The sequence below is a fragment of the Salipiger sp. PrR003 genome, assembly GCF_010500785.1.
Lineage (GTDB): Bacteria > Pseudomonadota > Alphaproteobacteria > Rhodobacterales > Rhodobacteraceae > Salipiger > Salipiger pacificus_A.
Genome location: NZ_JAAGOV010000043.1, coordinates 145204 through 168374, shown reverse-complemented (window position 1 = coordinate 168374; position 23171 = coordinate 145204). Strand labels below are relative to the sequence as shown.

The window sequence follows — 23171 nt, the reverse complement described above, 5'->3', positions numbered from 1 at the left end:
GAATTTGGAAAGAGAAGAGGGACAGAAGCGATGATCCGGATCTCGGACGTGTCGAAGAGCTTCGTGCTGCACAACCAGGGCAGCGCGGTGATCCCGGTGATGGAGGGCGCGTCGCTCTCGGTGGCGCCCGGGGAATGCGTGGCGCTGGTGGGCAATTCCGGCGCGGGCAAGTCCACGCTGATGCGGATGATCTACGGCAATTACCTTGCCGGGGCCGGGAGCATCATGGTCGGCGATGTGGATGTGGCGAAAGCCGAACCGCGCGAGATCCTGACGCTGCGCCGCGAGGTGCTGGGCTACGTCAGCCAGTTCCTGCGCGTGGTGCCCCGGGTGCCGACGCTCGAGGTGGTGGCCGAACCGGTACTTGCCGCGGGCGGCAGCGCGGCGGCGGGCGAGGCGCGGGCGCGCGAGCTGCTGGCGCGGCTCAACATCCCCGAGCGGCTCTGGAGCCTCTCGCCCACCACATTTTCCGGCGGCGAGCAGCAGCGGGTCAACATCGCGCGCGGTTTCGCCCATGGCTTTCCGGCGCTGCTGCTCGACGAGCCGACGGCCTCGCTTGACGCCACCAACCGCGCCGTGGTGCTGGAGCTGATCACGGAGGCCAAGGCGCGCGGTGCGGCGATCATCGGCATCTTCCATGACGCCGAAGCGCGGAAGAAGGTCTGCGACCGGGAGATCGACGTCAGCGGATTTACCCCGGCGCGGGCGGCATGAGGGGGCGGGTCTTCGCCCTCGTCGGCCCGTCCGGTGTGGGCAAGGACAGCCTCCTCGCCGAGGCGGCGGCGCGGGTGCCGGGCCTGCACGTGGTTCAGCGCGTGGTGACCCGCGCGGCCGAAGCCGGGGGCGAGCCCTGCCTCGCGGTCTCGGAGGAGAGGTTCGAAGGGATGCTGAGAGAGGGCGACTTCGCCCTGCACTGGGGCGCGCACGGGCTGCGCTACGCCATCCGCTGGTCCGAACTGGCACTGCGCGCGGAGGGCCGCCCGGTGGTGTTCAACGGCTCGCGCGGCGCGCTCGAGCAGGCGGCGCAGGTGCTGCCCGAGCTCGAGGTGCTGCACGTGACCGCCCGCCCGGAGGTGCTGACAGAGCGGCTGGCGGCGCGGGGGCGCGAAAGCGCGGCGGAGATCGCGGCGCGGCTCTCTCGCGCGGCGCTGCCGCTGCCGCCGCAGATCAACCAGGGGCTCAAGGTGCACGAGATCGACAATTCCGGGCCGCTGGAGATCGCTGCGGCCCGGCTGGTCGCCCTGCTTCAGCCGGTGAGGGCGTAGCGGTGCAGCAGGTGGAAGCGCCCGTCCTCCGCCTCGCCGAAGAGGCACAGGTCGCGAATGTCGAACGGCTGCGGCAGCAGCGGGGCGAGCACCGGCTGCAGCGTCTCGGCCACCTGCTCGGCCTCGCCGAAGGCCAGCTTGCCAGTGAGCGTGAGGTGGAATTTGAACTCTTCCATCACATAAGGATAGCCCCAGCGCGCCAGGTTCGCTTCCTGCGCCGGGCTCAGGCGGCTGCGGCGGCGGCGCTCCAGCTCGGCGTCGGAAGGCGGCGCGCGGTGCGGGTCCAACGCCTCGACCACCTCGGCGGCGAGGCGCGCCAGCGGCATCGCATCGCCAAGGGGGGTCAGCGCGAGGAAACTGCCGATGCGCGTGAGCGCCAGCCCGGGCAGGGTGACCGGCGCCAGCCGGGCGGCCAGCGCGCCAAGGTCGGCGTGCAGCGCCTCGGCACTCCCGGTCAGCCGCATCGGCGGCTTCAGCGTGCCGTGGAAGCCGTATTTGCGCGGCGCCTCGGTGATCTCGGCGACGGGGCGCGGCAGCCCGGGCAGCGCCGGGTGCGGAACAAGGGCGCCGCGGGCGGGGTCCCAGCCCAGCCAGGCGGCGGCGAACTCTGCCAGCGGCCCCGGCTGCGGGGCGTAGTAGATGGCGTAACGGGAAAAATCATGCATGGCGCGCGTCATGACAGCGTCATGTCACAGTTGCATGACGGCGCAAAGAGCGCCGAGAGAAAGAGGTAGACCATGGCACGGACCATCCTGAGCAATGCGCGGATCGTGCTCGAAGACGAGGTGATCGCCGGCACGCTGGTGATGAACGAGGGACGGATCGAGGCGATCAATCCCGGAACGACCACCACGGCTGCGGAGGCCGAGGACTGCGACGGCGATCTGCTGATCCCCGGGCTGATCGAGCTGCACACCGACAACCTCGAGCGCCACATGCAGCCGCGCCCCAAGGTGACCTGGCCGCATATGGCGGCGATCCTCGCGCATGATGCCGAGCTTGCCGCCTGCGGCATCACCACGGTCTTCGACGCCATGCGCGTGGGCTCGGTGGTGACCGACCGAAAGTCGAAATACGGCAAATACGCGCGGGCTCTGGCGGGCGAGCTGCTCGCGGCGCGCGGCCGCGACATGCTCAAGATCAGCCACTTCCTGCACCTGAGGGCCGAGACCTGTTCGGAGACGCTGCTCGAGGAACTGGCCGAGTTCGGTGCCGAGGACCGGGTGGGCATCCTGTCGCTGATGGACCACACACCGGGCCAGCGCCAGTTCCGCGACATCGAGAAATACCGCGATTACATGTGCGGCAAGCACGGGCTGAGCGCCGATGACTTTGACGCCCATGTCGGCCACCTGACCCGGTTGCGCAGCGAACTCGGCGCGGCGCATGAGGCCGGGGCGGTGGCGGCGGCGCGGCGGCTCGGCGCGGTGCTGGCAAGCCACGACGACACGACCGCAGGGCATGTCGGGACCAGCCGTGACCATGGCGTGCGGCTGGCGGAATTCCCGACCACGGTCGAGGCGGCACGGGCCTGCAAGGCGGCGGGAATCGCGGTGATGATGGGCGCGCCGAACCTAATCCGCGGCGGCTCGCACTCGGGCAATGTCGCGGCAGAGGAACTGGCGCGGCTGGACCTGCTGGACATCGTCTCGTCGGATTACGTGCCGGCGGCGTTGATGGGGGCGGCCTTCCTGCTGGCGGACCTCTGGGACGACCTGCCGCGCGGCATTGCCACGGTGAGCGCGGCGCCCGCCGCCGCCGCGGGGCTGGACGACCGGGGGCGGCTTGCGCCGGGGCTTCTGGCCGATGTGGTGCGGCTGCGCCGGATCGAGGGGCAGCCCTGCCTGCGCGGCGTCTGGAGCCACGGGCGCCGGGTGGCCTGAGACGCCGGATATGCGGATTTGAAAAGAGAAGAAGGGCAGGCGCGCGTCCGGTCGTTCTTCTCTTGCAAAATACGTATGGGGTGAGCCGCACCGCGGCGAGGTGGCAGCGCCTCCTCGGCAACTGCATCCCCCGACCGCTGCAAGGAAAAAGGGCCCCGAGGGGGCCCTTTCGCGTCTTCGGCAGAGAATTGGCTCAGCCGTCGTAATCGACCTCTTCGACAAGCCGCAGCGCCGCGCCGCGCTGCTCGGCGAGGGTCATGAGGTTGGTGTCGTCGGCGGTGAAGCTGCCCCAGCCCTTGACCAGTTCGTCAGCCTCGGTACCGGGCGCGATCGGGTATTCGTAATTGGCGTGGGCATAGATTTCCTGCGCCTCGGGCGAGGTCAGGTATTCCATCATCTTCAGCGCGTTCTCGCGGTTCGGTGCCGATTTGGTCATCGCCACGCCGGAGATGTTCACATGGGTGCCGCCGTTCTCGAACTCGGGGAAGAGCACGTTGACCGAATTGGCCCATTCCACCTGCTCGGGATCGTTCAGCATCTGGCCCATGTAATAGGTGTTGCCGAGGCTGATGTCGCATTCCCCGGCCCAGATCGCCTTGACCTGCGCGCGGTCGTTGCCCTGCGGGCGGCGGGCAAGGTTGTCCTTCAGCCCCTGCAGCCACTCCTTGGCGTATTCTTCGCCGTGGTGGTGGATCATCGCCGCCACCAGCGCGACGTTGTAGTCATGGGTGCCCGAGCGGGTGCAGATGCGGCCCTTCCACTTCGGATCGGCGAGATCCTCGTAGGTGGTGACCTCGGACGGGTCCACGCGGTCCTTCGACGCGTAGACGATGCGGGCGCGCGTCGTCAGGCCGAACCACTGCCCGTCGGGGTCGCGGTATTGTGCCGGCACGTTTTCCTCGAGCACGGCGCTTTCGACCGGCTGGGTCACGCCCGCCTGCACGGCGGCGGCGAGACGCGAGATGTCGACGGTGAAGATCAGGTCGGCGGGCGAACGGTCGCCCTCGGCGACGAGGCGTTCCTCGAGGCCCTTGTCGATATAGGCCACGTTCACGTCGATGCCGGTGGCTTCGGTGAAGGCGTCGGTCAGCGGCTGGAGAAGCTCGGGCTGACGGTAGGAGTAGAGGTTGACCTCTTCGGCCAGCGCGGGGGCCGCGGTGGCAATCAGGGCGAGGGCGGTTCCGAGACGCAGCATCAAAGTCCTCCGGTCATGCTCGTGGTGTTGGTTCATCACTGTCAGCCACTTACCCGAGTGAAATTATCAGATCAATGCCCTATCGGAAAGATCAGGTATTTGTGTCGGCCTGCGGCCCGTCGGGGCGTGACGTGGCGCGAGCGGCTTTCTGCGCCTTTTCCGCCACCTTCGCCGCGTCCCAGAGCGCGTCCATCTCGGCCAGGTCGCTGTCCTCGGGGCGCTTGCCGCGGGCCTCGAGCGCGGCCTCGATGGAGTTGAAGCGGCGGGTGAACTTGGCATTGGCGCGGCGCAGCGCCTGCTCGGGGTCGATCTTCATGTGCCGGGCGAGGTTGGCCATGACGAAGAGCAGGTCGCCGAACTCCTCCTCTGCGTGGTCGGGATCGGTGGCCTCGCGCAGCTCCTGTGTCTCCTCGATCAGCTTGTCGATCACCTCGTCGGTCGAGGGCCAGTCGAAGCCGACACGGGCGGCGCGGTTCTGCAGTTTCACCGCGCGCAGCAGCGCCGGCAGCCCAAGCGCCACGCCATCCAGCACGCCCTTTTCCGCCTTGGCAGCGCGTTCGGCGGCCTTGATCTTCTCCCAGTCGGCCACCTGCTGGTCGGGGGACTTCTCGTTGCTCTCGTCACCGAAGACATGCGGGTGGCGGGCGACCATCTTGTCGGACATGGTGTCGGCCACCTCGTCGAAGCTGAACAGCCCGCGCTCCTCGGCCATCTGCGCGTGGAAGACCGACTGGAACAGCAGATCGCCAAGCTCGCCCTTCAGCTCGTCCCAGGCCTCGCGCTCGATGGCGTCGGCGACCTCGTAGGCTTCCTCGATCGTGTAGGGGGCGATGGTGGAGAAATCCTGCTCCAGATCCCAGGGACAGCCGGTCTCGGGGTGGCGCAGGCGGCGCATGATCTCGAGCAGACGGGGCATGCCGCCCTTGGGATCGTGGATCAGATCGTCACGCGGATCGAGGGTCATGGACATCTCCGGCAAATCGGTATTTGACCTTTTCCTGCTTCAAAGACCTTCAGGAGTCCACCCATGCCCATCGTGAACCGGATCGCGGATTACGCCGACGAGATGCGCACTTGGCGCCGCCATCTGCACCAGAACCCCGAGCTGAGCCTCGACTGCCACGAGACGGCGGCCTTCGTCGTGGCGCGGCTGCGGGAGTTCGGGATCACCGAGATTCACGAGGGCATTGCCCAATCCGGCGTCGTTGCGATCATCGAGGGGCAGGGCGAGGGGCCGGTGACCGGCCTGCGCGCCGACATGGACGCGCTGCCGATGGACGAGGAAACCGGCGCCGAGCATGCCAGCCGTGTGCCCGGCAAGATGCACGCCTGCGGCCATGATGGGCATACCACCATGCTGCTCGGCGCGGCGAAGTACCTGTCGGAGACCCGCAACTTCGCGGGCAAGGTGGCGCTGATCTTCCAGCCCGCCGAGGAGACCATCGGTGGCGGGCGGATCATGGTCGAAGAGGGCATCATGGACCGCTTCGGGATCTCCGAGGTCTACGCCATCCACACCGACCCCTCGCTGCCTCTGGGCACCATGGCGACCACCCGCGGGCCGATCATGGCGGCGGTCGACGATTTCGAATTGGTGCTGACGGGCAAGGGCGGCCACGCGGCGCACCCCGACCTCTGCATCGACCCGGTGCCCTGCGCGCTGGCCATCGGGCAGGCGCTGCTGTCGGTGCCGTCGCGCAACGCCGACCCGCTGAAATCGCTGGTGGTCTCGCTGACCACGGTGCAGGGCGGCTCGGCCACCAACGTCATCCCCGAGACCATGCGTCTGGCCGGGACCATCCGCAGCTTCGATCCCGGCATCCGTGCCATGGCCGAACGCCGCCTGCGCGAGATCGTCGAGGGTCAGGCCATGGCCTATGGCGTCAGTGCCGACCTCGATTTCCAGCCGAACTACCCGCCGACCGTCAACCACGCCGCGCAGACTGACTTCGCGGTGGGGGTCGCCTCGGGCGTTGTGTCCGAGGTGCTGGACGAGATCGCGCCCTCGATGGGGGCCGAGGATTTCTCCTATATGCTCGAGGCGCGGCCGGGGTCCTTCCTCTACCTCGGTCAGGGCATCGGGCCGTCGGTGCACCATCCGAAGTTCGATTTCAACGACGAGGCCGCGCCGCTCGGCGCCTCCTATTTCGTGAAGCTGATCGAGACCCGGCAACCCTTGCGAACGTAAGGCTTTTCGGTCTTCATTGCGGGCAAGCAACGCCCCCGGCCGTCTGGGCGGGGGGCAAGACCCGAGGGAAGACCCCGAATGCCCGTTATCAATTCCATCGCCGCCGATGCCGAAACGCTGAAGGCGTGGCGCCGCCATCTGCACCAGCACCCCGAGTTGCAGTACGACTGTCACGAGACGGCGAAATTCGTCGTCGACAAGCTGCGGAGCTTTGGCATCACCGAGATTCACTCCGGCATTGCCCAATCCGGCGTCGTGGCGCTCATCGAGGGTCGCGGCGCGGGGCGCACCATTGCGCTGCGGGCCGACATGGACGCGCTGCCGATGGAGGATATGTCGGGCACCGAGCACGCCTCGAAGGTGCCGGGGGTTGCGCATACCTGCGGCCATGACGGTCACACGACCATGCTGCTCGCCGCCGCCAAGTACCTTGCCGAGACACGCAATTTCGCCGGCCGCGTCGCGCTCATCTTCCAGCCCGCCGAAGAAGGCGGGGCCGGGGCCAAGGCGATGATCGAGGCGGGCATCATGGACCGGTTCGACGTCTCCGAGGTCTATGGCATGCACAATGCGCCGGGCGACGCGCAGGGGCATTTCCTGACCACCGCCGGCCCTCTGCAGGCCTCGGCCGACGAGTTCCGCATCGACATCACCGGCAAGGGCGGTCACGGCGCCTCGCCGCAGGAGTGCATCGACCCGATCCCGGCGGGGGCGGCCATCGTGCAGGCCATGCAGACGATTGTCAGCCGCAACGTCAATGCGCTCGACCGCCTCGTGGTCTCGGTGACCGAGTTCCACGCCGGGACGACCTTCAACATCATCCCCGAGACCGCCTATCTGACCGGCACCGTGCGCTGCTTCTCGGCCGAGACCCGCGACCTCGCCGAGCGGCGGATCCGCGAGATCGTCGAGGCGCAGGCGCAGGTCTACGGCTGCACCGCCAAGCTGACCTATGACCGCGGCTACCCGGTGACAATCAACCACCCCGAGCAGGCGGCTTTTGCCGCGCAGGTGGCGCGCGAGGTGGTGGGCGAGGACAGGGTGACCGATGATTGCGACCCGATCATGCCTGCCGAGGATTTCTCCTACATGCTCGAGGCGCGCCCCGGCGCCTATCTCTTTCTCGGGCAAGGGGACACCTTCGGCTGCCACCATCCGAAATACGACTTCAACGACGAGATCGCGCCGATCGGCGCCAGCTTCTTCGCGCGTCTGATCGAGACCGCGCTGCCCCTGCAGGAGTGACTCCATGGCCCTTGAAGACGCGAAATCCCAGATCGACCACGCCTTCACCCGGCAGGAGCTGAAGGGTCCGAGTTTCGAAAACGTCTTCGGCGGCGCGGTCTCGTTCCTGCGCCGGCGCTACACCAAGGACCTGTCGGGCGCCGATATCGCGGTGACCGGCGTGCCCTTCGACCAGGCGGTGACCAACCGCACCGGCACGCGCTTCGGCCCGCGGGCTATCCGCGAGGCCTCGCTGCTGCAGCCCTGCGACGCGCCGTATGGCTGGGGCTACGATGTGCTGTCGGAATTCGCCATCGCCGACTATGGCGACCTGGCCTTCGACTACGCCAATGTACCTGCCTTCCCGGACACGCTCGAGGCGCATATCGCAGGTATCCTCGCCACCGAGACGGCGACGGTGACGCTGGGCGGCGACCATTCGATCACCCTGCCGATTCTCAAGGCCTATGCCGCCAAGTACGGGCCGATGTCGGTGATCCAGTTCGACGCCCATACCGACACCTGGGCCGATGATGATTTCAACCGGATCGACCACGGCACCTTCATGTACAAGGCGGTGAAGCTGGGGCTGGTGGATCCGGCGCGCTCGGTCCAGATCGGCATCCGGACCGACAATCCCGACACGCTCGGCTTCAACATCATCGACGCGCGCGAGCTGCACCGGATCGGCCCCGAGGCCGCGGCGGCCAAGGCGCGCGAGATCGTGCGCGGCCACCCGGTTTACCTGAGCTTCGACATCGACGCGCTCGATCCGGCCTTCGCGCCGGGGACGGGCACGCCGGTCTGGGGAGGGTTGTCGAGCCATCAGGCCGCGGTCTGCCTGCGCGAGCTGGCGGGCATCAATCTGGTAGGGGGCGATGTCGTCGAGGTCTCGCCGCCGTTCGACACCACCGGCGCGACCGCCATCGCGGGCGCGCATGTGGCAACGGAGCTGCTGTGCCTCTGGGGCTGGACCCGGCGCTGATCGCGGCGCCAGCACGAGCACGATCCCGCGAGCCAGGCGTGATGCGCTTTGAAAAGGCGCGGGAATCGTGAAATCAGGAGCCACCCGCCGCGCCGGGCGCCGCGGGTGGAGAGAGACGAAAGGATCGCGTGGTGCGGATGATATTCTGGGTTTTGCTTCTGCTGGTGGTCGCCGGGCTTGCCTGGATACGGCTGGCGCCTTCGGACCCCGCCGTCTGGAACGTCGACCCTCAGGTGAGCGCCGACCAGGATCTAGCCAGCGGCGTGCGCCGGCGCATCCCGGGCGGAGAGGAGACCTTTGAGGCGCTGCACCGGATCATCCTCGAGAGCCCGCGCACCGAGGTGCTGGCGGGCAGCCCCGGCGAGGGGCGGGTAACCTACATCTCGCGCTCGAAATGGATGGGCTTTCCCGATTACACCACCGTGCAGCAGGGCGAGGGGCAACTGGGGCTCTACGCCCGCCAACGGTTCGGCCAGTCGGACATGGGGGTGAACAAGGCCCGCGTCGACGCCTGGCTGTCGGAACTGGAGACGCGGCAGAACTGAAGGGTGCAAGGTCTTTTGTGGGCCTTGCACAACTCTTCCGAGGTTCGGATCACTCCGCCGCGTATCGCGGGGCGTTCTCCTCGAAGGCCCCCAGTTGTTCCGCCAGCGACTCGGCAAAGGCGGGGCGGGCGGTGCAGCGCGAGAGAAACTCGTCCAGTTTCGGGAATTGCGCGACGATCTGCGTATCCCGCAGCCCGCGCAGCACCGTCGCCATCACCAGGTCGGCCACGGTGAACTGGTCGCAGGCCAACCAGGGCCGCCCCTCCATCGTCGCCTGAAGCTGGCCCAGCCGACGCTCGATGGCCTTGCGGATCTCGCGCTCCATGGTGTCGGCGGCGGCCTTGTCCACCGCGAGCCGGGTCATCTGCTGGTACATGGTGATCGGCGGCTCGATCGTGTTCAGCGCTGCAAAGACCCAGCTCAGCGTGCGGTCGCGGCCGGGCGTGTCCGCGGGCAGCAGTGCGGTGCCGCCAGCCTCGGCGATACGCCAGAGGATGGCTCCGCTCTCGAACATGGGGGTCGTACCGGCGGTCAGCACCGGCACCTGGCCGAAGGGCTGGCGCGACAGATGCGCGGGCTCGCCCTGCGTGCCCATGGCGAGCAGCTCCACCTCGTAGGGCAGCGCGGCCTCCTTCAGCGCCCAGCGGACGCGCAGGTCGCGCACGAGCCCCTGGGCGAAAGGCGGAACCCAGTCGAAGGCGGTGACGGTGAGCGGGGTGTCTATCAATGTCTCGGTCATGGAAGCGGACCTTTCGGCGTGCCTGAGAGGCGAGGAAAAGGGTTGATATCAACTTTTACGTTGATATCAACATATGGCCCTTCCGTCAAACCGTCTCGCCGGAAGGGGCAGGCATCGGCGGCTGCCCGCTCTTGACCGCCGCGCGGCAATCGGGAAAGGAGGTCGGCATGATCCCCGCAGACCGCCTTCACCAGATCCGTGACCGTTTCGAATATGTCCAGGCCTGCATGGCCGAGGGCCGTGGCGACATCGCCGCGCTGGGACGGGAGTATTCAGAGCTCAAGCCGGTGGTCGACCAGATCGCCGAGTGGGAATCCCTGCAGGCGGACCTCGCCGAGGCCGAGGAGATGCTTGCCGATCCCGAGATGAAGGCGCTCGCCGAGGAAGAGTTGCCGCAGCTGCGCGCGCGGCTGCCCGAGGCAGAGCACGCCTTGCAGCTGGCACTGCTGCCGCGCGATGCCGCCGACGCCCGCCCGGCGATCCTCGAGATCCGCCCCGGCACCGGTGGCGACGAGGCGGCGCTTTTCGCCGGGGACCTTGCCCGCATGTACCAGCGCTACGTGGAAACCCGCGGCTGGCGCTGGGAGGTGATCGAGGAGCAGCTCTCCGAGCTTGGGGGCATCAAGGAGCTCGTGGTGCGCATCGAGGGCGAGAACGTCTTTGCCCGGCTGAAGTTCGAAAGCGGCGTGCACCGGGTGCAGCGCGTGCCCGAGACCGAGAGCGGCGGGCGCATCCACACCTCGGCGGCCACGGTGGCGGTGCTGCCCGAGGCCGAGGCCGTGGACATCGAGATCAACGCGAATGACATCCGCATCGACACGATGCGCAGCTCGGGCGCGGGTGGCCAGCACGTCAACACCACCGATTCCGCCGTGCGCATCACCCACATTCCGACCGGGCTGGTGGTGACCTCTTCGGAAAAGTCGCAGCACCGCAACCGCGAGATCGCGATGAACGTGCTGCGCGCCCGGCTCTACGACATGGAGCGGCAAAAGGCGGCCGACAGCCGCGCCTCGGACCGCAAGGCGCAGGTGGGCTCGGGCGACCGCTCGGAGCGCATCCGCACCTACAATTTCCCGCAGGGGCGGCTGACCGATCACCGCATCGGGCTGACACTCTACCGGCTCGACGCCATCCTCGGCGGCGATCTCGACGAGATCATCGACGCGCTGACCGCCGACGCGCAGGCGGCGCTTCTGGCGGAACTCGCATGACCACCGGCTCTGCACTGCTCGCCCGGGCCACGGCACGTCTCGTCGAGGCGGGCGTGGCCGATCCGGGCCGCGACGCGCGTCGCTTGATGGCGCATGTGCTGAAGGTGCCGCCGGGGCGGCTGACGCTCTTCCTGCCCGAGCCGATCTCGCCCGAGCATGCGGTGATCTTCGACGCGCTGATCGACCGCCGCGCGCAACGCGTGCCGGTCTCGCATCTCATCGGGCGGCGGCAGTTCTACGGCCGCGAGTTCCTTGTCACGCCAGAGGTGCTCGACCCGCGCCCCGAGACGGAAATCCTGATCGAGGCGGCGCTCTCGGACGCCTTCACCCGGGTGCTCGATCTGGGCACCGGGTCGGGCTGCATCCTGCTGACCCTGCTTGCCGAACGCGAGGGCGCCAATGGAATCGGCACCGATCTCAGCGAGAAGGCGCTCGAGGTGGCCTTCTGGAACCGCAACGCGCTGCAGCTCGAGCCGCGCGCGGCGCTGGCGCAGGGCGACTGGTGGGGGGCGCTGGGGCAGGCGCCCGAGCGCTTTGACCTGATCGTCTCGAACCCGCCCTATATCGCGCTGTCGGAGATGGCCGCTCTCTCTCCGGAGGTGCGCGAATACGAGCCGCGCCTGGCGCTGACCGACGAGGGCGACGGGCTTGCCGCCTATCGCGCCATCGCTGCCGGGGCAGCGCGGCACCTGCTTCCCGGCGGGCGGCTGCTGGTCGAGATCGGCCCGGCCCAAGGGGCGGATGTGGCGGCGCTCTTCTCCGCGGCGGGGCTGCGTGAGGTGGCGGTGATCGCCGATCTCGACGGCCGTGACAGGGTGGTGAGCGGACGTCTGGAAGCGCTTTGAGCCTAGGATTCGACCCGGTCTCGGGGAAATCGACAGATTTCGGACGATTTTTCTCTTGTCACGCGTGGCCACAAATGATTAGCAGGAGGGGTCGGAGCGGTGGATGCCTCACAGCGGTCCCGCTCGACGTTAACCCGACATTGGAGTGATCACGGTCAAGACCGCGCCCAAAAGGTGCAGCGCCGCGATCACAGGGACGGTCAGACACAAGGCTGATAGCAGACAAGATGCGATCCTCGAAATCCCGCTCGCGGTCGAAGAACAACCGCAACCGCAATACTCTTGGGAACGTCGTCAACCGCGTGTTCGACAGTTCGGGCCCGGAGGGCAAGGTGCGCGGTACGCCGCAGCAGATCATCGACAAGTATAACCAGCTTGCCCGCGATGCGGCGCTCAGCAATGACCGCGTCGCCACCGAAAACTTCCAGCAGCACGCCGAGCACTACATGCGCCTGCTCTCGGAGGCGCAGAAAGAGGCAGACCAGCGCCGCGAACAGCAGGAGCGTGAAAACCGCGAGCGCCAGGCGCAGCGCGACCGTGACCGCTCGGATCGCGACCAGACTCGCGGCGACACGCGCGGCGAGGGCGGGCATCAGGGCGGCAGCCACCAGCCTGACGTCGGCTTCGAGCAACAGCCGCAGCCCCGTCAGCCCGAGCCCGAAAAGGCCAGCGTGCCGGGCCTGGGTGATCAGCCCGACCTGATGGGCGCCGGCAGCGACGACGAGGAAGACAGCGGTCTGGTCGAGACGCCGGAAAGCCGCGCCGAGAGCAAGCCCAAGCCGCGCGCCCGCCGCAGCAAGAAAACCGAGGGCGGTGAGGCCCCGGCTGCCGCCGCCGCGGAGCCCGGCGCCGAGGCGCAGCCCGCCGAGAAGCCCAAGCGTCCGCGCAAGCCGCGCAAGAAACCCGAGCAACCCTCCAGCGATGGTGGCTCGGCGCCCGACGCGGCCGAATGACGCGGGGCAGATGACCTTGCTCAAAACTCGCAAAGGCCCCGCCGCGAGGACGGGGCCTTTTGCTTGCGCATGGCACCGGCAGGGCCTGCGGGGACATTTCTCCTCGGGCAGCAGCTCGCCGGGGGCAGGCTCGCCGCGCCGCTGGACGCACGCGAAGAGACGCGTTAGAAGCCTTGCATGACCCTGCGCATCACCACCCTGATTTGCTGCATTACCTGCTGATTTCTTCGGCGGGCCGGTCTTCTATTCCAATCGAGAGATGAAGTTGCTACTCCCGCCGCGACCGCCGCGAAGGAGCGCGCCATGACCATCTCGCTGACCAACACGAAGACTCGCCGCAAGGAGGTCTTCACGCCGATCGATCCTAGCAATGTCCGGATGTATGTCTGCGGGCCCACGGTCTACGACCGCGCGCACCTCGGCAACGCCCGCCCGGCCATCGTCTTCGACGTGCTGGCGCGGCTGCTGCGGCATGTCTACGGGCCCGATCACGTGACCTACGTGCGCAACTTCACCGACGTCGACGACAAGATCAACGCCACCGCGCAGGCGCGCAAGGCGGCGGGCGACCCGCGCAGCCTCGAGGAACTGATCGCCGAGCGCACCGAGGAAACCATCGGCTGGTACCTGCAGGACATGGGCGCGGTCGGGGTCGCCGAGCCCGACCACATGCCGCGCGCGACGCAGTTCATCCCCCAGATGATCGCGATGATCGAGGGGCTGATCCGGGACGGCCACGCCTACGAGGCCGAGGGCCACGTGCTCTTCGCGGTCGAGAGCTACAAGAATTACGGCGCGCTGTCGGGCCGTTCGGTCGATGACATGATCGCCGGGGCGCGGGTCGAGGTGGCCCCCTACAAGCGCAACCCGATGGATTTCGTGCTGTGGAAACCCTCGGCCGATGACCTGCCGGGCTGGGATTCGCCCTGGGGCCGGGGCCGTCCGGGCTGGCACATCGAGTGCTCAGCCATGGCCTATGATCTGCTGGGCGAGAGTTTCGACATCCATGGCGGCGGCAACGACCTGATGTTCCCGCACCACGAGAACGAGATCGCCCAGAGCTGCTGTGCGCATCCGCATGGCGACTTCGCCAAGGTCTGGCTGCACAACGAGATGCTGCAGGTCGAGGGCAAGAAGATGTCCAAGTCCTTGGGCAACTTCTTCACCGTGCGCGACCTGCTGGACGGGCATGATGGGCAGCCTGCGGTGCCGGGGGAGGTGATCCGCTTCGTCATGCTCTCGACCCATTACCGCAAGCCGATGGACTGGACCGCGAAGAAGCGCGAGGACGCAGAGAAGAACATCGCGGTATTGGCACAGGCGCTTCAGATCTCGCTAGATGTTAACGTCGCACCGACTGGGAAAATCGAAGATGTCCTCGAATGGGTGCGTACGTCGCTCGAAGATGACCTGAACACAAGTGGTGCACTTGCCGCACTGCAGAAGCAGGCCAAAACGTTAATTTCATTGGAGTCCGGAAAGATCGACGTGCATGGCGAGACCAAAGACGTCGGTGTGCGTGATATGGCAATATCCTACCTCACCGGACTTGAGCTTCTCGGTATGCTCGATCTCTTGGAGGCACGTCTGAGTTTGGCAGCTACTCCGGACCTTTCCGGCCTTGCCGATCACCTCGCCGGTGTCCGCGCCGCGGCCATGGAGACCAAGGATTTCTCGGAGGTCGACCGGCTCAAGACCGCGCTGATCGACGCGGGGGTCGAGGTGCGCATGTCGAAGGCAGGCGTCGAGCTTCTGCCGGGCGCGGGATTCGATGCCGCCAAGCTGGAGGGGCTGCTGTGAGCAAGGAGCGTCTTTACATCTACGACACCACGCTGCGCGACGGGCAGCAGACACAGGGCGTGCAATTTTCCACCGCCGAAAAGCACCGCATCGTCGCGGCGCTGGACGCGCTGGGGGTGGACTACATCGAGGGCGGCTGGCCGGGGGCCAACCCCACCGACAGCGCCTTTTTCGACGAGGTCGGCCAGACCCGCGCCACGGTGACCGCCTTTGGCATGACCAAGCGGGCCGGGCGCTCGGCGGCCAATGACGACGTGCTGGCAGCGGTGCTGAACGCCGGTACGCCCTCGGTCTGCCTCGTCGGCAAGACCCATGAGTTCCACGTCACCACCGCGCTCGGCATCACGCTGGAGGAGAACCTCGAGGCGATCTCGTCCTCGATCGCCCATTGCGTGTCGCAGCAGCGCGAGACGCTCTTCGACGCCGAGCACTTCTTCGATGGCTACAAGTCCAACCCCGGCTATGCGCTGGACTGCGTGAAGGCCGCGCTGGACAGCGGCGCGCGCTGGGTGGTGCTGTGCGACACCAACGGCGGCACGCTGCCCGAGGAGTTGGGCCGTATCGTGCGCGAGGTCATCGCGGCGGGCGTGCCCGGAGGCAAGCTCGGCATCCACACCCACAACGACACCGAGAACGCCGTGGCCTGCACGCTGGCGGCAATCGACGCGGGCGTGCGGCAGCTTCAAGGCACCTTGAACGGCCTCGGCGAGCGCTGCGGCAATGCCAACCTGACCACGCTCATTCCGACGCTGCTGCTGAAGGAGCCCTATGCGAGCGCCTACGAGACCGGGGTGAGCCTCGAGGCTGTCGAGGGCATCACCCAGGTGAGCCGCATGCTCGACGAGATCCTCAACCGCGTGCCGATGCGGCAGGCGGCCTATGTGGGCAGCTCGGCCTTTGCCCACAAGGCGGGGCTGCATGCGAGCGCGATCCTCAAGGACCCCAGCACCTATGAGCACATCGAGCCGGGCGTGGTGGGAAACCGCCGGGTCATCCCGATGTCGAACCAGGCCGGCCAGTCGAACCTGCGCCGCCGCCTCGCCGAGGCGGGGCTGGAGGTCGAGAAAGGCGATGCTGCGCTGGGGCGCATCCTCGAGCGGATCAAGGCCAAGGAGGCCGAGGGCTATACCTACGACACCGCGCAGGCGAGCTTCGAGCTTCTGGCGCGGGACGAGCTGGGGTGCCTGCCCGAGTTCTTCGAGGTCAAGCGCTACCGGGTGACCATCGAACGGCGCAAGAACAAGTATGACCAGATGGTCTCGCTCTCCGAGGCCGTGGTGGTGGTGAAAGTGGGCGGCGAGAAGAAGCTCTCCGTGTCGGACAGCCTCGACACCGACGGGCACGACCGCGGCCCGGTCAACGCGCTGTCGAAGGCGCTGGCCAAGGATCTCGGCCCTTACCAGTCGGTGATCGATGACATGCGGCTGGTGGACTTCAAGGTGCGCATCACGCAAGGCGGCACCGAGGCCGTGACCCGGGTGATCATCGACAGCGAAGACGGATCGGGCCGGCGCTGGCAGACCGTTGGCGTCAGCGCCAACATAGTGGATGCCTCCTTCGAGGCGCTTCTGGATGCCGTGCGCTGGAAGCTGATCCGCGACTGTGGGGTGGCGCGTGCAGCTCAGTGACGATCTGATCGCCTGTGCCGGGCTGATCGAACGCGGAGATCCCGACCGTTTTACCGCCGCCATGGCCGCGCCTCCCGAGGCGCGGCGCGTGCTCTTCCCGCTCTATGCCTTCAACCTCGAGGTCGCCCGCGCGCCCTGGGTGACGCAGGAGACGATGATCGCCGAGATGCGCCTTCAATGGTGGCGCGATGCCCTGGAAGAGATCGCGAAGGGCGGCGCGGTGCGGCGGCACGAGGTGGTGACGCCGCTGGCGCAGGTCCTTGACCGCGAGACGGCAGCCCGTCTCGATCCGCTGGTCGGCGCGCGGCGCTGGGACATTTACCGCGATCCCTTCGAGGACGAAGATCACCTGACGCGCTACCTCGAGGAGACCTCGGGGCTGCTGCTGCTCGCGGCAGGGCGGGCGCTTGGCGGTATTGATGAGCAGGTCGCGCTGGACGCGGGCTATGCCTTCGGCCTGGCCGCCTTCCTGCGCGCCGTGCCGGAGCTCGAAAGCAAGGGCCGGGTGCCGCTGCTCGATGGGCGACCCGAGGGCGTGGCGGCGCTGGCGCGCGGCGGGCTCGCGCGCCTGAAACGGGCGCGCAAGGGTTTTGCCGGGGTTCCGAAGGCATCGCGCCCGGCACTGCTTGCCGGATGGCAGGCGGGACCGCTGCTGGCGCTGGCGGCGAAAGAGCCGCAGCGGGTCGCCGAAGGGGCGCTCGAGCTGTCGGAGTTCTCGAGGCGCGCGCGACTGGTGAAGGCGGGCTTCACCGGGCGGGTCTAGGGCCGCGCGTTCCCGGCAGAGGGGGCACCTGCTTCGGTGGAACCTGCCTTACTCGGCGGGCTGTTCCACCGGCCGCAGCACCAGCCAGATCAGCGCGCCGCCCGCCAGCACGAGGAAGGGCGCCATTGCCATGACCACGGCGCTCCAGCCCTCCTGCGGCGTGCCACCCGAGCAGTTCATCAGCCCGCCCGAGGCGAGCGAGGCAAAGGTCACGCCGCCGAACACCAGCAGATCGTTCAGCCCTTGCATGCGGCCCCGTTCCTCGGCGGTATGCGCTCCGGCGAGCATCGTGGTCGCGCCGATGAAGCCGAAGTTCCAGCCGATGCCCAGCAGCACCAGAGCGAGGAAGAAATTCTCCAGCTCGACCCCGGCCATTGCCACCGCGCCAGCGCCGGCGAGGATAAACAGGCCAAGCCCCATCACCTTTTCCACGCCGAAACGGTTGATGATCTGTCCGGTGAAGAAGGACGGCGCGAACATCGCCAGCACGTGGGCGCTGACGACATTGGCGGCATCCGAGGTGTCATAGCCGCAGCCAACCACCGCCAGCGGGGTGGAGGTCATCACGAGGTTCATCAGCGCGTAGCTGACCATGCCGCAGATCACCGCCACCGCGATGCGCGGCGTTTTCAGGAGCTGCCAGCGGGTGCGGCCGTAAGGGCTGCCCTCGGCAGGGGCAGGGGGCCTCGGGATGTCGAGGAAGAGAAAGAGCAGCGCGCCCAGCAGGTTGATCGCGATCACCGTGGCATAGGTGCCGAAGAAGGGGATCACGTAGGCGTTCGCGGTCAGCTTCACCAGTTGCGGGCCGATGAGTGCCGAGAGCAGTCCTCCCGCCATCACGTAGGAGATCGCCTTGGCACGGAACTCGGGGCTGGCGGTGTCGGCGGCGGCAAAGCGGTAGAAGCCCTGCGCCGACATGTAGAGCCCGGTCAGCAGGCTGCCGAGGAGGAAGATCGGGAAGGATTGCAGGTAGAGCCCGGTCGCCCCGACGATGCCGCCCAGCGTGCCGCCCATGGTGCCGAGGAAGAACCCGGCGCGGCGACCGTAGCGCTGCATGAAGGCCGAGACCGGCGTCGCCGAGAGCATCGAGCCCAGCACGATCAGCGAGATCGGCAGGGTGGCGAAGCAGGGGTTCGGCGCCAGCGACTGCCCGGCGAGCCCGCCGATGGTGAAGATCATCGGCATCTGCGCACCCAGGAAGGCCTGTGCGAGAACCAGAACGGTGACGTTGCGCCGGGCGCGGGAAGCGGAAGATGCCTGCATAAGGTTATCGGTAGGGCGGGGCGCGGGCGAGCACAAGGGCCCGTAGACGCGGCTTGGCGTCGCTCCCCCGCCACGGTGGCCAGCGCGCCGCGTCTGCGCTAGGACAGGGGAACACGAAAGGCGAGGCGCAGATGGCAAAAGGTGAGACGGTGGCGGTCGGGCGGATCATTCATTCGGATGCCTGCGTGACCGAGGGCTGCGACTGGCTGGCGGCGGCCGAGCCGCGCTTTGCCCATGCGTTCGAGTTGACCGGCCCCTTGCCGCTGCGGCGGCGTGAGGACGGCTTTGGCCAGCTTCTGTCGGCCATCGTCAGCCAGCAGGTCAGCGTTGCCTCGGCGCGGGCGATCTGGGCGCGGCTCGAGGCCGCGGGGATGACCCGGCCCGAAGCGATCCTGAAGACCGATCTCGAGGGGCTGCGCGCGCTTGGCCTGTCGCGGCAGAAGGCGACCTACGCGCAGGCGCTGGCGGCCGAGGGCATCGACTTCGACGCGCTGCGCGAGGCGCCGACACCGGTGGTGGTCGAACGGCTGACGGCGGTGAAGGGGATCGGCGTCTGGACCGCCGAGATCTACGCCATGTTCTCGCTCGGCCATGCGGATGTCTTTGCGCCGGGCGATCTGGCGCTGCAGGAGGCGGCGCGGCTGCTCTTCGACCTCGACGAACGTCCCAAGGAAAAGGCGCTCAGGCAGATGGCCGAGGCCTGGTCGCCCTGGCGGGCGGTTGCGGCGCGCGCGCTCTGGGCCTACTACCATGTGCGCAAGCAAAGAGAAGGTATTGCATGACCCGCGTTCTCCAGGCCGGCCGCAAGGGCCCCGCATCGGGCGAGACCCATTCCTGCGTCGTCTTCCTGCATGGCTATGGTGCCAATGGCGCCGACCTGCTGGGCCTCGCTGACCCGCTGGCCGAGCACCTGCCCGACACGATGTTCGTGGCCCCCGACGCGCCCGAGGACTGCGCCGGCTCGCCCATGGGCTTCCAGTGGTTTCCGATCCCCTGGATCGACGGCTCCTCGGAAGAGGAATCCATGCAGGGCATGGCGCGGGCGGTCGACGATCTGAACGCCTTTCTCGATGCGCTGATGGTCGACGAGGACCTGCTGCCGGAGCAGGTCGCGCTTGTCGGCTTCTCGCAGGGTTCGATGATGTCTCTGCACGTGGCGCCGCGGCGCGAGGACGAGGTTGCGGGCGTGGTGGCCTTTTCGGGTCGGCTGATCTCGCCCGAGTCGTTGGCTGACGAGGTGGTGAGCCGCCCGCCGGTGCTGCTGCTGCATGGCGATCAGGACGAGGTGGTGCCGCCCGAGTCGCTGCCCGCCGCCGCCGAGGCGCTGCAGGGCGCAGGCTGGAAAGAGGTCTATGCCCACGTCATGAAGGGCACCGGCCACGGCATCGACCCCGAGGGTCTGGGCGTGGCGCTGGCCTTCCTGCGGGACAAATGCGGGTTCTAGGTCGCGCCTTGCGCGATCGGTGCGTGTAGCGGGCGCGCGCAGCGGACCTGCGGGCGCGCGAGCGATGGGAGGTCGGCGCGCGGCATGGCGCGCCGGCTTGCATCAGGCTCCGCTACGCCCAGAGCTTCGGCTCGGCCAGCTCCACCGAATTCCCCGCGGGATCGCGGACGTAGATCGAGCGCGCGCCGTTCGGCCAGATGAAATCGGCCTCGATCACCACCCCCGCCGCCTGCAGCCGCTTGCGCCAGCGCTCCATCGCCTCGCCCGGCATGGCAAGGCAGACGTGCCCCGGGCCGCGCGCGCCATGGCTGGGCACGGGCAGGGCGGGGTTGCGCGCCGGTTTCTCGGTCTCTTCGGGATTGAAGATCAGCAGCACACCGGTGCCGACCCGAAAGAACACGTGGCGGCTGTCGACACGGGAGATCTTCTCCAGGCCGATCACTCCTTGGTAAAAGGCCTCGGCGGCATCGAGATCGGGACAATAAAGCGCAGCTTCAAGCAGGAAGCCGGGCGCGGCGACGTCGGTCAGGGGGATATCACTCATCCGAGAACACTAGCCGATGGCGCGCCGTGGTGTCATGCTCATGTCATGAGCATGACCTATCCACAGGGGCATCAGGGCATATAGCGAGGCTTGCCAGAGCTTTTCCGCGATATATAGTAGTCTTGCAGCTGGGGCGGGTGGTCCCGCTCTGGTGCCCTAACGAGCAGACAGAGCGAGGGACGACTCACTCATGGACGGCGACTTCAGGACCCATTTCGTACGAGAGCCCTCGGCGCTCCGCCAACATCCGGCGCTGGTGCTGAACGCGGACTATCGCCCGCTCTCTTACTACCCGTTGTCGCTCTGGCCTTGGCAGGAAGCGGTGAAGGCGGCCTTCCTCGACAGGGTGGACATCATCGCCGAATACGACGAAGTGGTCCGAAGCCCCTCGATGGTGCTGAAGATACCCAGCGTCGTGGTCCTCAAAGATTACGTAAAACCGAGAAAGCGCGTGGCCTTCACGCGCTTTAATCTTTTTCTGAGGGACGAGTTCCGCTGCCAGTACTGCGGCAGCAAGGGCGACCTGACCTTCGACCACGTGGTGCCGCGCGCCTCGGGGGGGATCACCAGCTGGGAGAACGTGGTGGCAGCCTGCTCGCCGTGCAACCTGCGCAAGGGCTCGAAGAGCCTGCGCCGCGCCGGCATGTCGCTCTACCGCGCGCCGCGTCAGCCCACGGCAGGGGAGCTGCTCAACGTCGGCCGCAAGTTCCCGCCCAACCACCTGCACGACAGCTGGCTGGACTTCCTTTACTGGGACGCCGAGCTGGACGCCTGAGGCTGGGACCGCGGAAGGGGGCTGCGGAAGAAGACTGTGGAAAACGAAAACGCCGGGCGTGCGCCCGGCGTTCGCTGTTCTGAGATCAGCCGAAAGGCTCAGCCGGCGGTTGGTTCTGCCGCGGGGGGCGCTGCAACCTTGCCCTTGCCGGTCGAGAGCGGATCGTCGGCGCGCTGCACCGAGCCCTCGAAATGGGCGCCGGACTCGATGGCGATGGTCTTGTGGATGATGTCGCCCTCGACGCGGGCGGTGGCGGTCAGGCGCACCTTGAGGCCGCGCACGCGGCCGACGATGCGGCCGTTGATCACCACGTCATCGGCGACGATCTCGCCCTTGATCGTGGCGCTCTCGCCGACGGTCAGCAGGTGAGCGCGGATGTCGCCCTCGATGGTGCCTTCGACCTGGATGTCGCCGGTGGTCTTGATGTTGCCCGTGATGTGCAGATCGCTCGACAGGACCGAGGCCGGCGGCTTGGCTTTCGGTGCGGTCGGTTTGAACTCGGTCGACCGGGGCGCATCGGAAACAGCGGGTTTCGCCGCGGTATCCTCGGCCTTGGGCCCGGGTTCATTGATCTTGCTCTTAGAAAACATCGTTAGCAGCCTTGATGTAGATCATGGGATTGACGGGCTCCCCACCAACGCGGACCTCGTAGTGCAGGTGCGTGCCGGTCGACCGTCCTGTATTTCCCATAGCACCAACCTGCTGTCCGCGCGAGACCCTTTGGCCGACCTTCACGTTGATTTTGGACATGTGGGCATAGCGCGTCTCGATGCCGAATTCGTGCTGTACCTTCACCAGACGGCCGTAGCCCGACATCCAGCCCGCGTGGGTGACCACGCCGTCGGCGGTGGCGTAGATCGGTGTACCGTGCGGCGCGGCGAAATCGGTGCCCGCGTGCAGCCGGCCCCACCGGCGGCCAAAGCCCGAGGTGAAGCGGAACGGGTCTTTCAGAGGCACCGAAAAGGGCGCCTTCTCGGCGGCGATGCGGTAGAGGTTCAGCTTGTCCATCTCGCCGAGGATGCGGTTGGCGCGTTCGGCGTCGAGCGAGGGCGCCTGGCCGCGGGTGCTGAAGGTCAGCGGTGTGAGCGGGCCGCCGCGGCCGGAATAGCCCTTGCGGACCTGCTTGATCAGGCTGTCGGGGTTCATCCCGGCGGCCTTGAACATCTTGTCCAGCGGCTCGACCGAAATGGTCATCGCGTCCTCGAGCTGGCGGAAGATGATGTCGTTCTGCTCTTCGCGCAGGCGCAGCTCCGTGGCGATCTCGTCGGCGCGAACCAGCGCGTCCTGCGCGTCGGAGACCACCTGGTCGCGCTCCGCGGCGGTGCGGGCGAGCATGTCGGTCAGCAGGTCGAGCGTGCCGTCGCCTTCGCTGCTGGCGGCAGCCAGCGCAGTGCCGCCGTTGCTGAGCTGCTCTTCGAGCGCGGCAAGGCGGGCGCTGGCCTCTTCGCGCTGCTTCATCGTGGTGCCGAGGGTGGACTGGATGACGTCGATGCCGGTCTCGAGCTCGCGGCGGCGGGTCTCGCTGTCGAGAAGCTGGGACTGCATTTCGGAGACCTGTGCGAGGGCGGTGTTGAACCGGTCCTGGGCGGCCTTGGCCTCGGCGGCGCGGATGTCGCGCTCGCGGGAAAGTTCGTTGAGACGCTGCTGATAGGTCGTCTGGTCGCGGCGGGATTGCTCGCGGAAGTTGCCGGCGCTGATGCTGTCCATCAGCAGGATCGAGGTGGCGACGATCGTCCAGCCCACGGTGACGGCGATGCCGAGCGTCGCGATGGCCTGTGTGCCTGATCGGAGGCGGATGAACCGCGTGTCGGTGTCCGATCTGAGAAAGAGCCGACGTTCCGGAAAATAGCGCTCAAGAAGCGCGTGCCATTTTATCGCGAGCCGCGTGCGCACGTGTCTGTCCCTCGTTCCGTCCCAA

The 23171-nt window shown here is 67.6% G+C and carries 24 protein-coding genes; 16 read left to right on the top strand and 8 right to left on the bottom strand.

The features are described 5' to 3' along the window. Positions 1 to 30: 30 nt before the first annotated feature. Together phnL and phnN are read left to right on the top strand one after the other, a co-directional pair. Positions 31 to 714, top strand: coding sequence for a phosphonate C-P lyase system protein PhnL (gene phnL, locus G0D83_RS15540; protein ID WP_164195573.1), 684 nt, complete (start codon positions 31 to 33; stop codon positions 712 to 714). Next, on the top strand, positions 711 to 1265 hold the full coding sequence (gene phnN, locus G0D83_RS15535) for a phosphonate metabolism protein/1,5-bisphosphokinase (PRPP-forming) PhnN (protein WP_164195571.1): 555 nt from the start codon (positions 711 to 713) through the stop codon (positions 1263 to 1265). Before phnL ends, phnN begins: the two co-directional genes overlap by 4 nt. Here phnN and G0D83_RS15530 read toward each other — a convergent pair. Beyond that, complete coding sequence (locus G0D83_RS15530) at positions 1247 to 1930, bottom strand: DUF1045 domain-containing protein (RefSeq protein ID WP_164195568.1); 684 nt, start codon at positions 1928 to 1930, stop codon at positions 1247 to 1249. The genes phnN and G0D83_RS15530 overlap by 19 nt on opposite strands. Positions 1931 to 2002: 72 nt before the next feature. Here G0D83_RS15530 and G0D83_RS15525 point away from each other — a divergent pair, with 72 nt between their 5' ends. Beyond that, a complete protein-coding gene (locus tag G0D83_RS15525) occupies positions 2003 to 3148 on the top strand; it encodes an alpha-D-ribose 1-methylphosphonate 5-triphosphate diphosphatase (RefSeq protein WP_164195566.1) in 1146 nt (381 codons plus the stop codon). A 193-nt stretch (positions 3149 to 3341) separates the two neighbouring features. Here G0D83_RS15525 and G0D83_RS15520 read toward each other — a convergent pair whose 3' ends face one another. Beyond that, positions 3342 to 4343 (bottom strand): Fe(3+) ABC transporter substrate-binding protein, encoded by a 1002-nt coding sequence (locus G0D83_RS15520; RefSeq protein WP_203595056.1) that lies wholly within the window; start codon positions 4341 to 4343, stop codon positions 3342 to 3344. A gap of 91 nt (positions 4344 to 4434) precedes the next feature. After that, the gene (mazG, locus tag G0D83_RS15515) at positions 4435 to 5307 is read right to left on the bottom strand and encodes a nucleoside triphosphate pyrophosphohydrolase (protein ID WP_164195563.1); all 873 of its coding nucleotides are present in this window, start codon (positions 5305 to 5307) and stop codon (positions 4435 to 4437) included. Positions 5308 to 5370: 63 nt separating this feature from the next. Here mazG and G0D83_RS15510 point away from each other — a divergent pair, with 63 nt between their 5' ends. The 4 genes from G0D83_RS15510 to G0D83_RS15495 all read left to right on the top strand — a co-directional run bounded on the left by G0D83_RS15510 (position 5371) and on the right by G0D83_RS15495 (position 9285). Further along, on the top strand, positions 5371 to 6531 hold the full coding sequence (locus G0D83_RS15510; protein ID WP_164195561.1) for a M20 aminoacylase family protein: 1161 nt from the start codon (positions 5371 to 5373) through the stop codon (positions 6529 to 6531). Positions 6532 to 6609: 78 nt separating this feature from the next. Beyond that, complete coding sequence (locus G0D83_RS15505; RefSeq protein ID WP_164195559.1) at positions 6610 to 7776, top strand: M20 aminoacylase family protein; 1167 nt, start codon at positions 6610 to 6612, stop codon at positions 7774 to 7776. 4 nt (positions 7777 to 7780) lie between these two features. Then, positions 7781 to 8740, top strand: a complete 960-nt coding sequence (speB, locus tag G0D83_RS15500; protein ID WP_164195557.1) for an agmatinase — start codon at positions 7781 to 7783, stop codon at positions 8738 to 8740. 137 nt (positions 8741 to 8877) lie between these two features. Continuing rightward, positions 8878 to 9285 carry a DUF1499 domain-containing protein gene (locus G0D83_RS15495; protein WP_164195555.1) on the top strand — a complete coding sequence of 136 codons (408 nt, stop codon included), beginning with the start codon at positions 8878 to 8880 and terminating at the stop codon, positions 9283 to 9285. 49 nt (positions 9286 to 9334) lie between these two features. Here G0D83_RS15495 and G0D83_RS15490 read toward each other — a convergent pair whose 3' ends face one another. Continuing rightward, the gene (locus G0D83_RS15490; protein ID WP_203595057.1) at positions 9335 to 10024 is read right to left on the bottom strand and encodes a glutathione S-transferase family protein; all 690 of its coding nucleotides are present in this window, start codon (positions 10022 to 10024) and stop codon (positions 9335 to 9337) included. A 167-nt stretch (positions 10025 to 10191) separates the two neighbouring features. On the opposite strand from G0D83_RS15490, the gene prfA reads away from it, so the two are divergent. From prfA to G0D83_RS15460, 6 genes are all read left to right on the top strand, one after another. Then, on the top strand, positions 10192 to 11238 hold the full coding sequence (gene prfA, locus G0D83_RS15485; protein ID WP_164195552.1) for a peptide chain release factor 1: 1047 nt from the start codon (positions 10192 to 10194) through the stop codon (positions 11236 to 11238). Beyond that, positions 11235 to 12083, top strand: a complete 849-nt coding sequence (prmC, locus tag G0D83_RS15480; RefSeq protein ID WP_164195550.1) for a peptide chain release factor N(5)-glutamine methyltransferase — start codon at positions 11235 to 11237, stop codon at positions 12081 to 12083. Before prfA ends, prmC begins: the two co-directional genes overlap by 4 nt. 227 nt (positions 12084 to 12310) lie before the next feature. Then, on the top strand, positions 12311 to 13036 hold the full coding sequence (locus tag G0D83_RS15475) for a DUF4167 domain-containing protein (RefSeq protein WP_164195548.1): 726 nt from the start codon (positions 12311 to 12313) through the stop codon (positions 13034 to 13036). A 303-nt stretch (positions 13037 to 13339) separates the two neighbouring features. After that, complete coding sequence (cysS, locus tag G0D83_RS15470) at positions 13340 to 14836, top strand: cysteine--tRNA ligase (RefSeq protein ID WP_164195546.1); 1497 nt, start codon at positions 13340 to 13342, stop codon at positions 14834 to 14836. Next, entirely contained in the window at positions 14833 to 16464 is a 1632-nt protein-coding gene (cimA, locus tag G0D83_RS15465) for a citramalate synthase (protein WP_164195544.1), read from the top strand. Before cysS ends, cimA begins: the two co-directional genes overlap by 4 nt. Continuing rightward, the gene (locus G0D83_RS15460) at positions 16451 to 17227 is read left to right on the top strand and encodes a squalene/phytoene synthase family protein (RefSeq protein WP_164195542.1); all 777 of its coding nucleotides are present in this window, start codon (positions 16451 to 16453) and stop codon (positions 17225 to 17227) included. Before cimA ends, G0D83_RS15460 begins: the two co-directional genes overlap by 14 nt. Before the next feature lie 48 nt (positions 17228 to 17275). Here G0D83_RS15460 and G0D83_RS15455 read toward each other — a convergent pair whose 3' ends face one another. Continuing rightward, entirely contained in the window at positions 17276 to 18490 is a 1215-nt protein-coding gene (locus G0D83_RS15455; RefSeq protein ID WP_164195540.1) for an MFS transporter, read from the bottom strand. 131 nt (positions 18491 to 18621) lie between these two features. On the opposite strand from G0D83_RS15455, the gene G0D83_RS15450 reads away from it, so the two are divergent. Together G0D83_RS15450 and G0D83_RS15445 are read left to right on the top strand one after the other, a co-directional pair. Further along, positions 18622 to 19272: a DNA-3-methyladenine glycosylase gene (locus tag G0D83_RS15450; protein ID WP_203595058.1), complete on the top strand. Its 651-nt coding sequence runs from the start codon at positions 18622 to 18624 to the stop codon at positions 19270 to 19272. Next, positions 19269 to 19934 (top strand): alpha/beta hydrolase, encoded by a 666-nt coding sequence (locus G0D83_RS15445; protein WP_164195538.1) that lies wholly within the window; start codon positions 19269 to 19271, stop codon positions 19932 to 19934. The genes G0D83_RS15450 and G0D83_RS15445 overlap by 4 nt, the downstream gene beginning before the upstream one ends. Before the next feature lie 112 nt (positions 19935 to 20046). Here the strand turns inward: G0D83_RS15445 and G0D83_RS15440 are convergent, their stop codons facing one another. After that, the gene (locus G0D83_RS15440; RefSeq protein WP_108966229.1) at positions 20047 to 20478 is read right to left on the bottom strand and encodes a VOC family protein; all 432 of its coding nucleotides are present in this window, start codon (positions 20476 to 20478) and stop codon (positions 20047 to 20049) included. Positions 20479 to 20668: 190 nt separating this feature from the next. Here G0D83_RS15440 and G0D83_RS15435 point away from each other — a divergent pair, with 190 nt between their 5' ends. Further along, positions 20669 to 21253 (top strand): HNH endonuclease, encoded by a 585-nt coding sequence (locus tag G0D83_RS15435; RefSeq protein WP_108966227.1) that lies wholly within the window; start codon positions 20669 to 20671, stop codon positions 21251 to 21253. A gap of 98 nt (positions 21254 to 21351) precedes the next feature. Here the strand turns inward: G0D83_RS15435 and G0D83_RS15430 are convergent, their stop codons facing one another. Both G0D83_RS15430 and G0D83_RS15425 read right to left on the bottom strand, forming a co-directional pair. Then, on the bottom strand, positions 21352 to 21843 hold the full coding sequence (locus G0D83_RS15430) for a polymer-forming cytoskeletal protein (RefSeq protein WP_095882696.1): 492 nt from the start codon (positions 21841 to 21843) through the stop codon (positions 21352 to 21354). Next, the gene (locus tag G0D83_RS15425; RefSeq protein WP_108966221.1) at positions 21833 to 23146 is read right to left on the bottom strand and encodes a M23 family metallopeptidase; all 1314 of its coding nucleotides are present in this window, start codon (positions 23144 to 23146) and stop codon (positions 21833 to 21835) included. The genes G0D83_RS15430 and G0D83_RS15425 overlap by 11 nt, the downstream gene beginning before the upstream one ends. Positions 23147 to 23171 lie beyond the last annotated feature (25 nt).

What these genes read in the sequence shown, in the direction of transcription:
- G0D83_RS15520 (WP_203595056.1), bottom strand. Translation starts at nt 4,343, where the DNA reads ATGCTGCGTCTCGGAACCGCCCTCGCCCTGATTGCCACCGCGGCCCCC.
- G0D83_RS15455 (WP_164195540.1), bottom strand. Translation starts at nt 18,490, where the DNA reads ATGCAGGCATCTTCCGCTTCCCGCGCCCGGCGCAACGTCACCGTTCTG.
- phnL (WP_164195573.1), top strand. Translation starts at nt 31, where the DNA reads ATGATCCGGATCTCGGACGTGTCGAAGAGCTTCGTGCTGCACAACCAG.
- G0D83_RS15530 (WP_164195568.1), bottom strand. Translation starts at nt 1,930, where the DNA reads ATGCATGATTTTTCCCGTTACGCCATCTACTACGCCCCGCAGCCGGGG.
- G0D83_RS15490 (WP_203595057.1), bottom strand. Translation starts at nt 10,024, where the DNA reads ATGACCGAGACATTGATAGACACCCCGCTCACCGTCACCGCCTTCGAC.
- G0D83_RS15495 (WP_164195555.1), top strand. Translation starts at nt 8,878, where the DNA reads ATGATATTCTGGGTTTTGCTTCTGCTGGTGGTCGCCGGGCTTGCCTGG.
- G0D83_RS15435 (WP_108966227.1), top strand. Translation starts at nt 20,669, where the DNA reads ATGGACGGCGACTTCAGGACCCATTTCGTACGAGAGCCCTCGGCGCTC.
- G0D83_RS15510 (WP_164195561.1), top strand. Translation starts at nt 5,371, where the DNA reads ATGCCCATCGTGAACCGGATCGCGGATTACGCCGACGAGATGCGCACT.
- G0D83_RS15475 (WP_164195548.1), top strand. Translation starts at nt 12,311, where the DNA reads ATGCGATCCTCGAAATCCCGCTCGCGGTCGAAGAACAACCGCAACCGC.
- speB (WP_164195557.1), top strand. Translation starts at nt 7,781, where the DNA reads ATGGCCCTTGAAGACGCGAAATCCCAGATCGACCACGCCTTCACCCGG.
- G0D83_RS15430 (WP_095882696.1), bottom strand. Translation starts at nt 21,843, where the DNA reads ATGTTTTCTAAGAGCAAGATCAATGAACCCGGGCCCAAGGCCGAGGAT.
- G0D83_RS15445 (WP_164195538.1), top strand. Translation starts at nt 19,269, where the DNA reads ATGACCCGCGTTCTCCAGGCCGGCCGCAAGGGCCCCGCATCGGGCGAG.
- G0D83_RS15525 (WP_164195566.1), top strand. Translation starts at nt 2,003, where the DNA reads ATGGCACGGACCATCCTGAGCAATGCGCGGATCGTGCTCGAAGACGAG.
- mazG (WP_164195563.1), bottom strand. Translation starts at nt 5,307, where the DNA reads ATGACCCTCGATCCGCGTGACGATCTGATCCACGATCCCAAGGGCGGC.
- G0D83_RS15505 (WP_164195559.1), top strand. Translation starts at nt 6,610, where the DNA reads ATGCCCGTTATCAATTCCATCGCCGCCGATGCCGAAACGCTGAAGGCG.
- phnN (WP_164195571.1), top strand. Translation starts at nt 711, where the DNA reads ATGAGGGGGCGGGTCTTCGCCCTCGTCGGCCCGTCCGGTGTGGGCAAG.
- cysS (WP_164195546.1), top strand. Translation starts at nt 13,340, where the DNA reads ATGACCATCTCGCTGACCAACACGAAGACTCGCCGCAAGGAGGTCTTC.
- G0D83_RS15440 (WP_108966229.1), bottom strand. Translation starts at nt 20,478, where the DNA reads ATGAGTGATATCCCCCTGACCGACGTCGCCGCGCCCGGCTTCCTGCTT.
- prmC (WP_164195550.1), top strand. Translation starts at nt 11,235, where the DNA reads ATGACCACCGGCTCTGCACTGCTCGCCCGGGCCACGGCACGTCTCGTC.
- G0D83_RS15450 (WP_203595058.1), top strand. Translation starts at nt 18,622, where the DNA reads ATGGCAAAAGGTGAGACGGTGGCGGTCGGGCGGATCATTCATTCGGAT.
- prfA (WP_164195552.1), top strand. Translation starts at nt 10,192, where the DNA reads ATGATCCCCGCAGACCGCCTTCACCAGATCCGTGACCGTTTCGAATAT.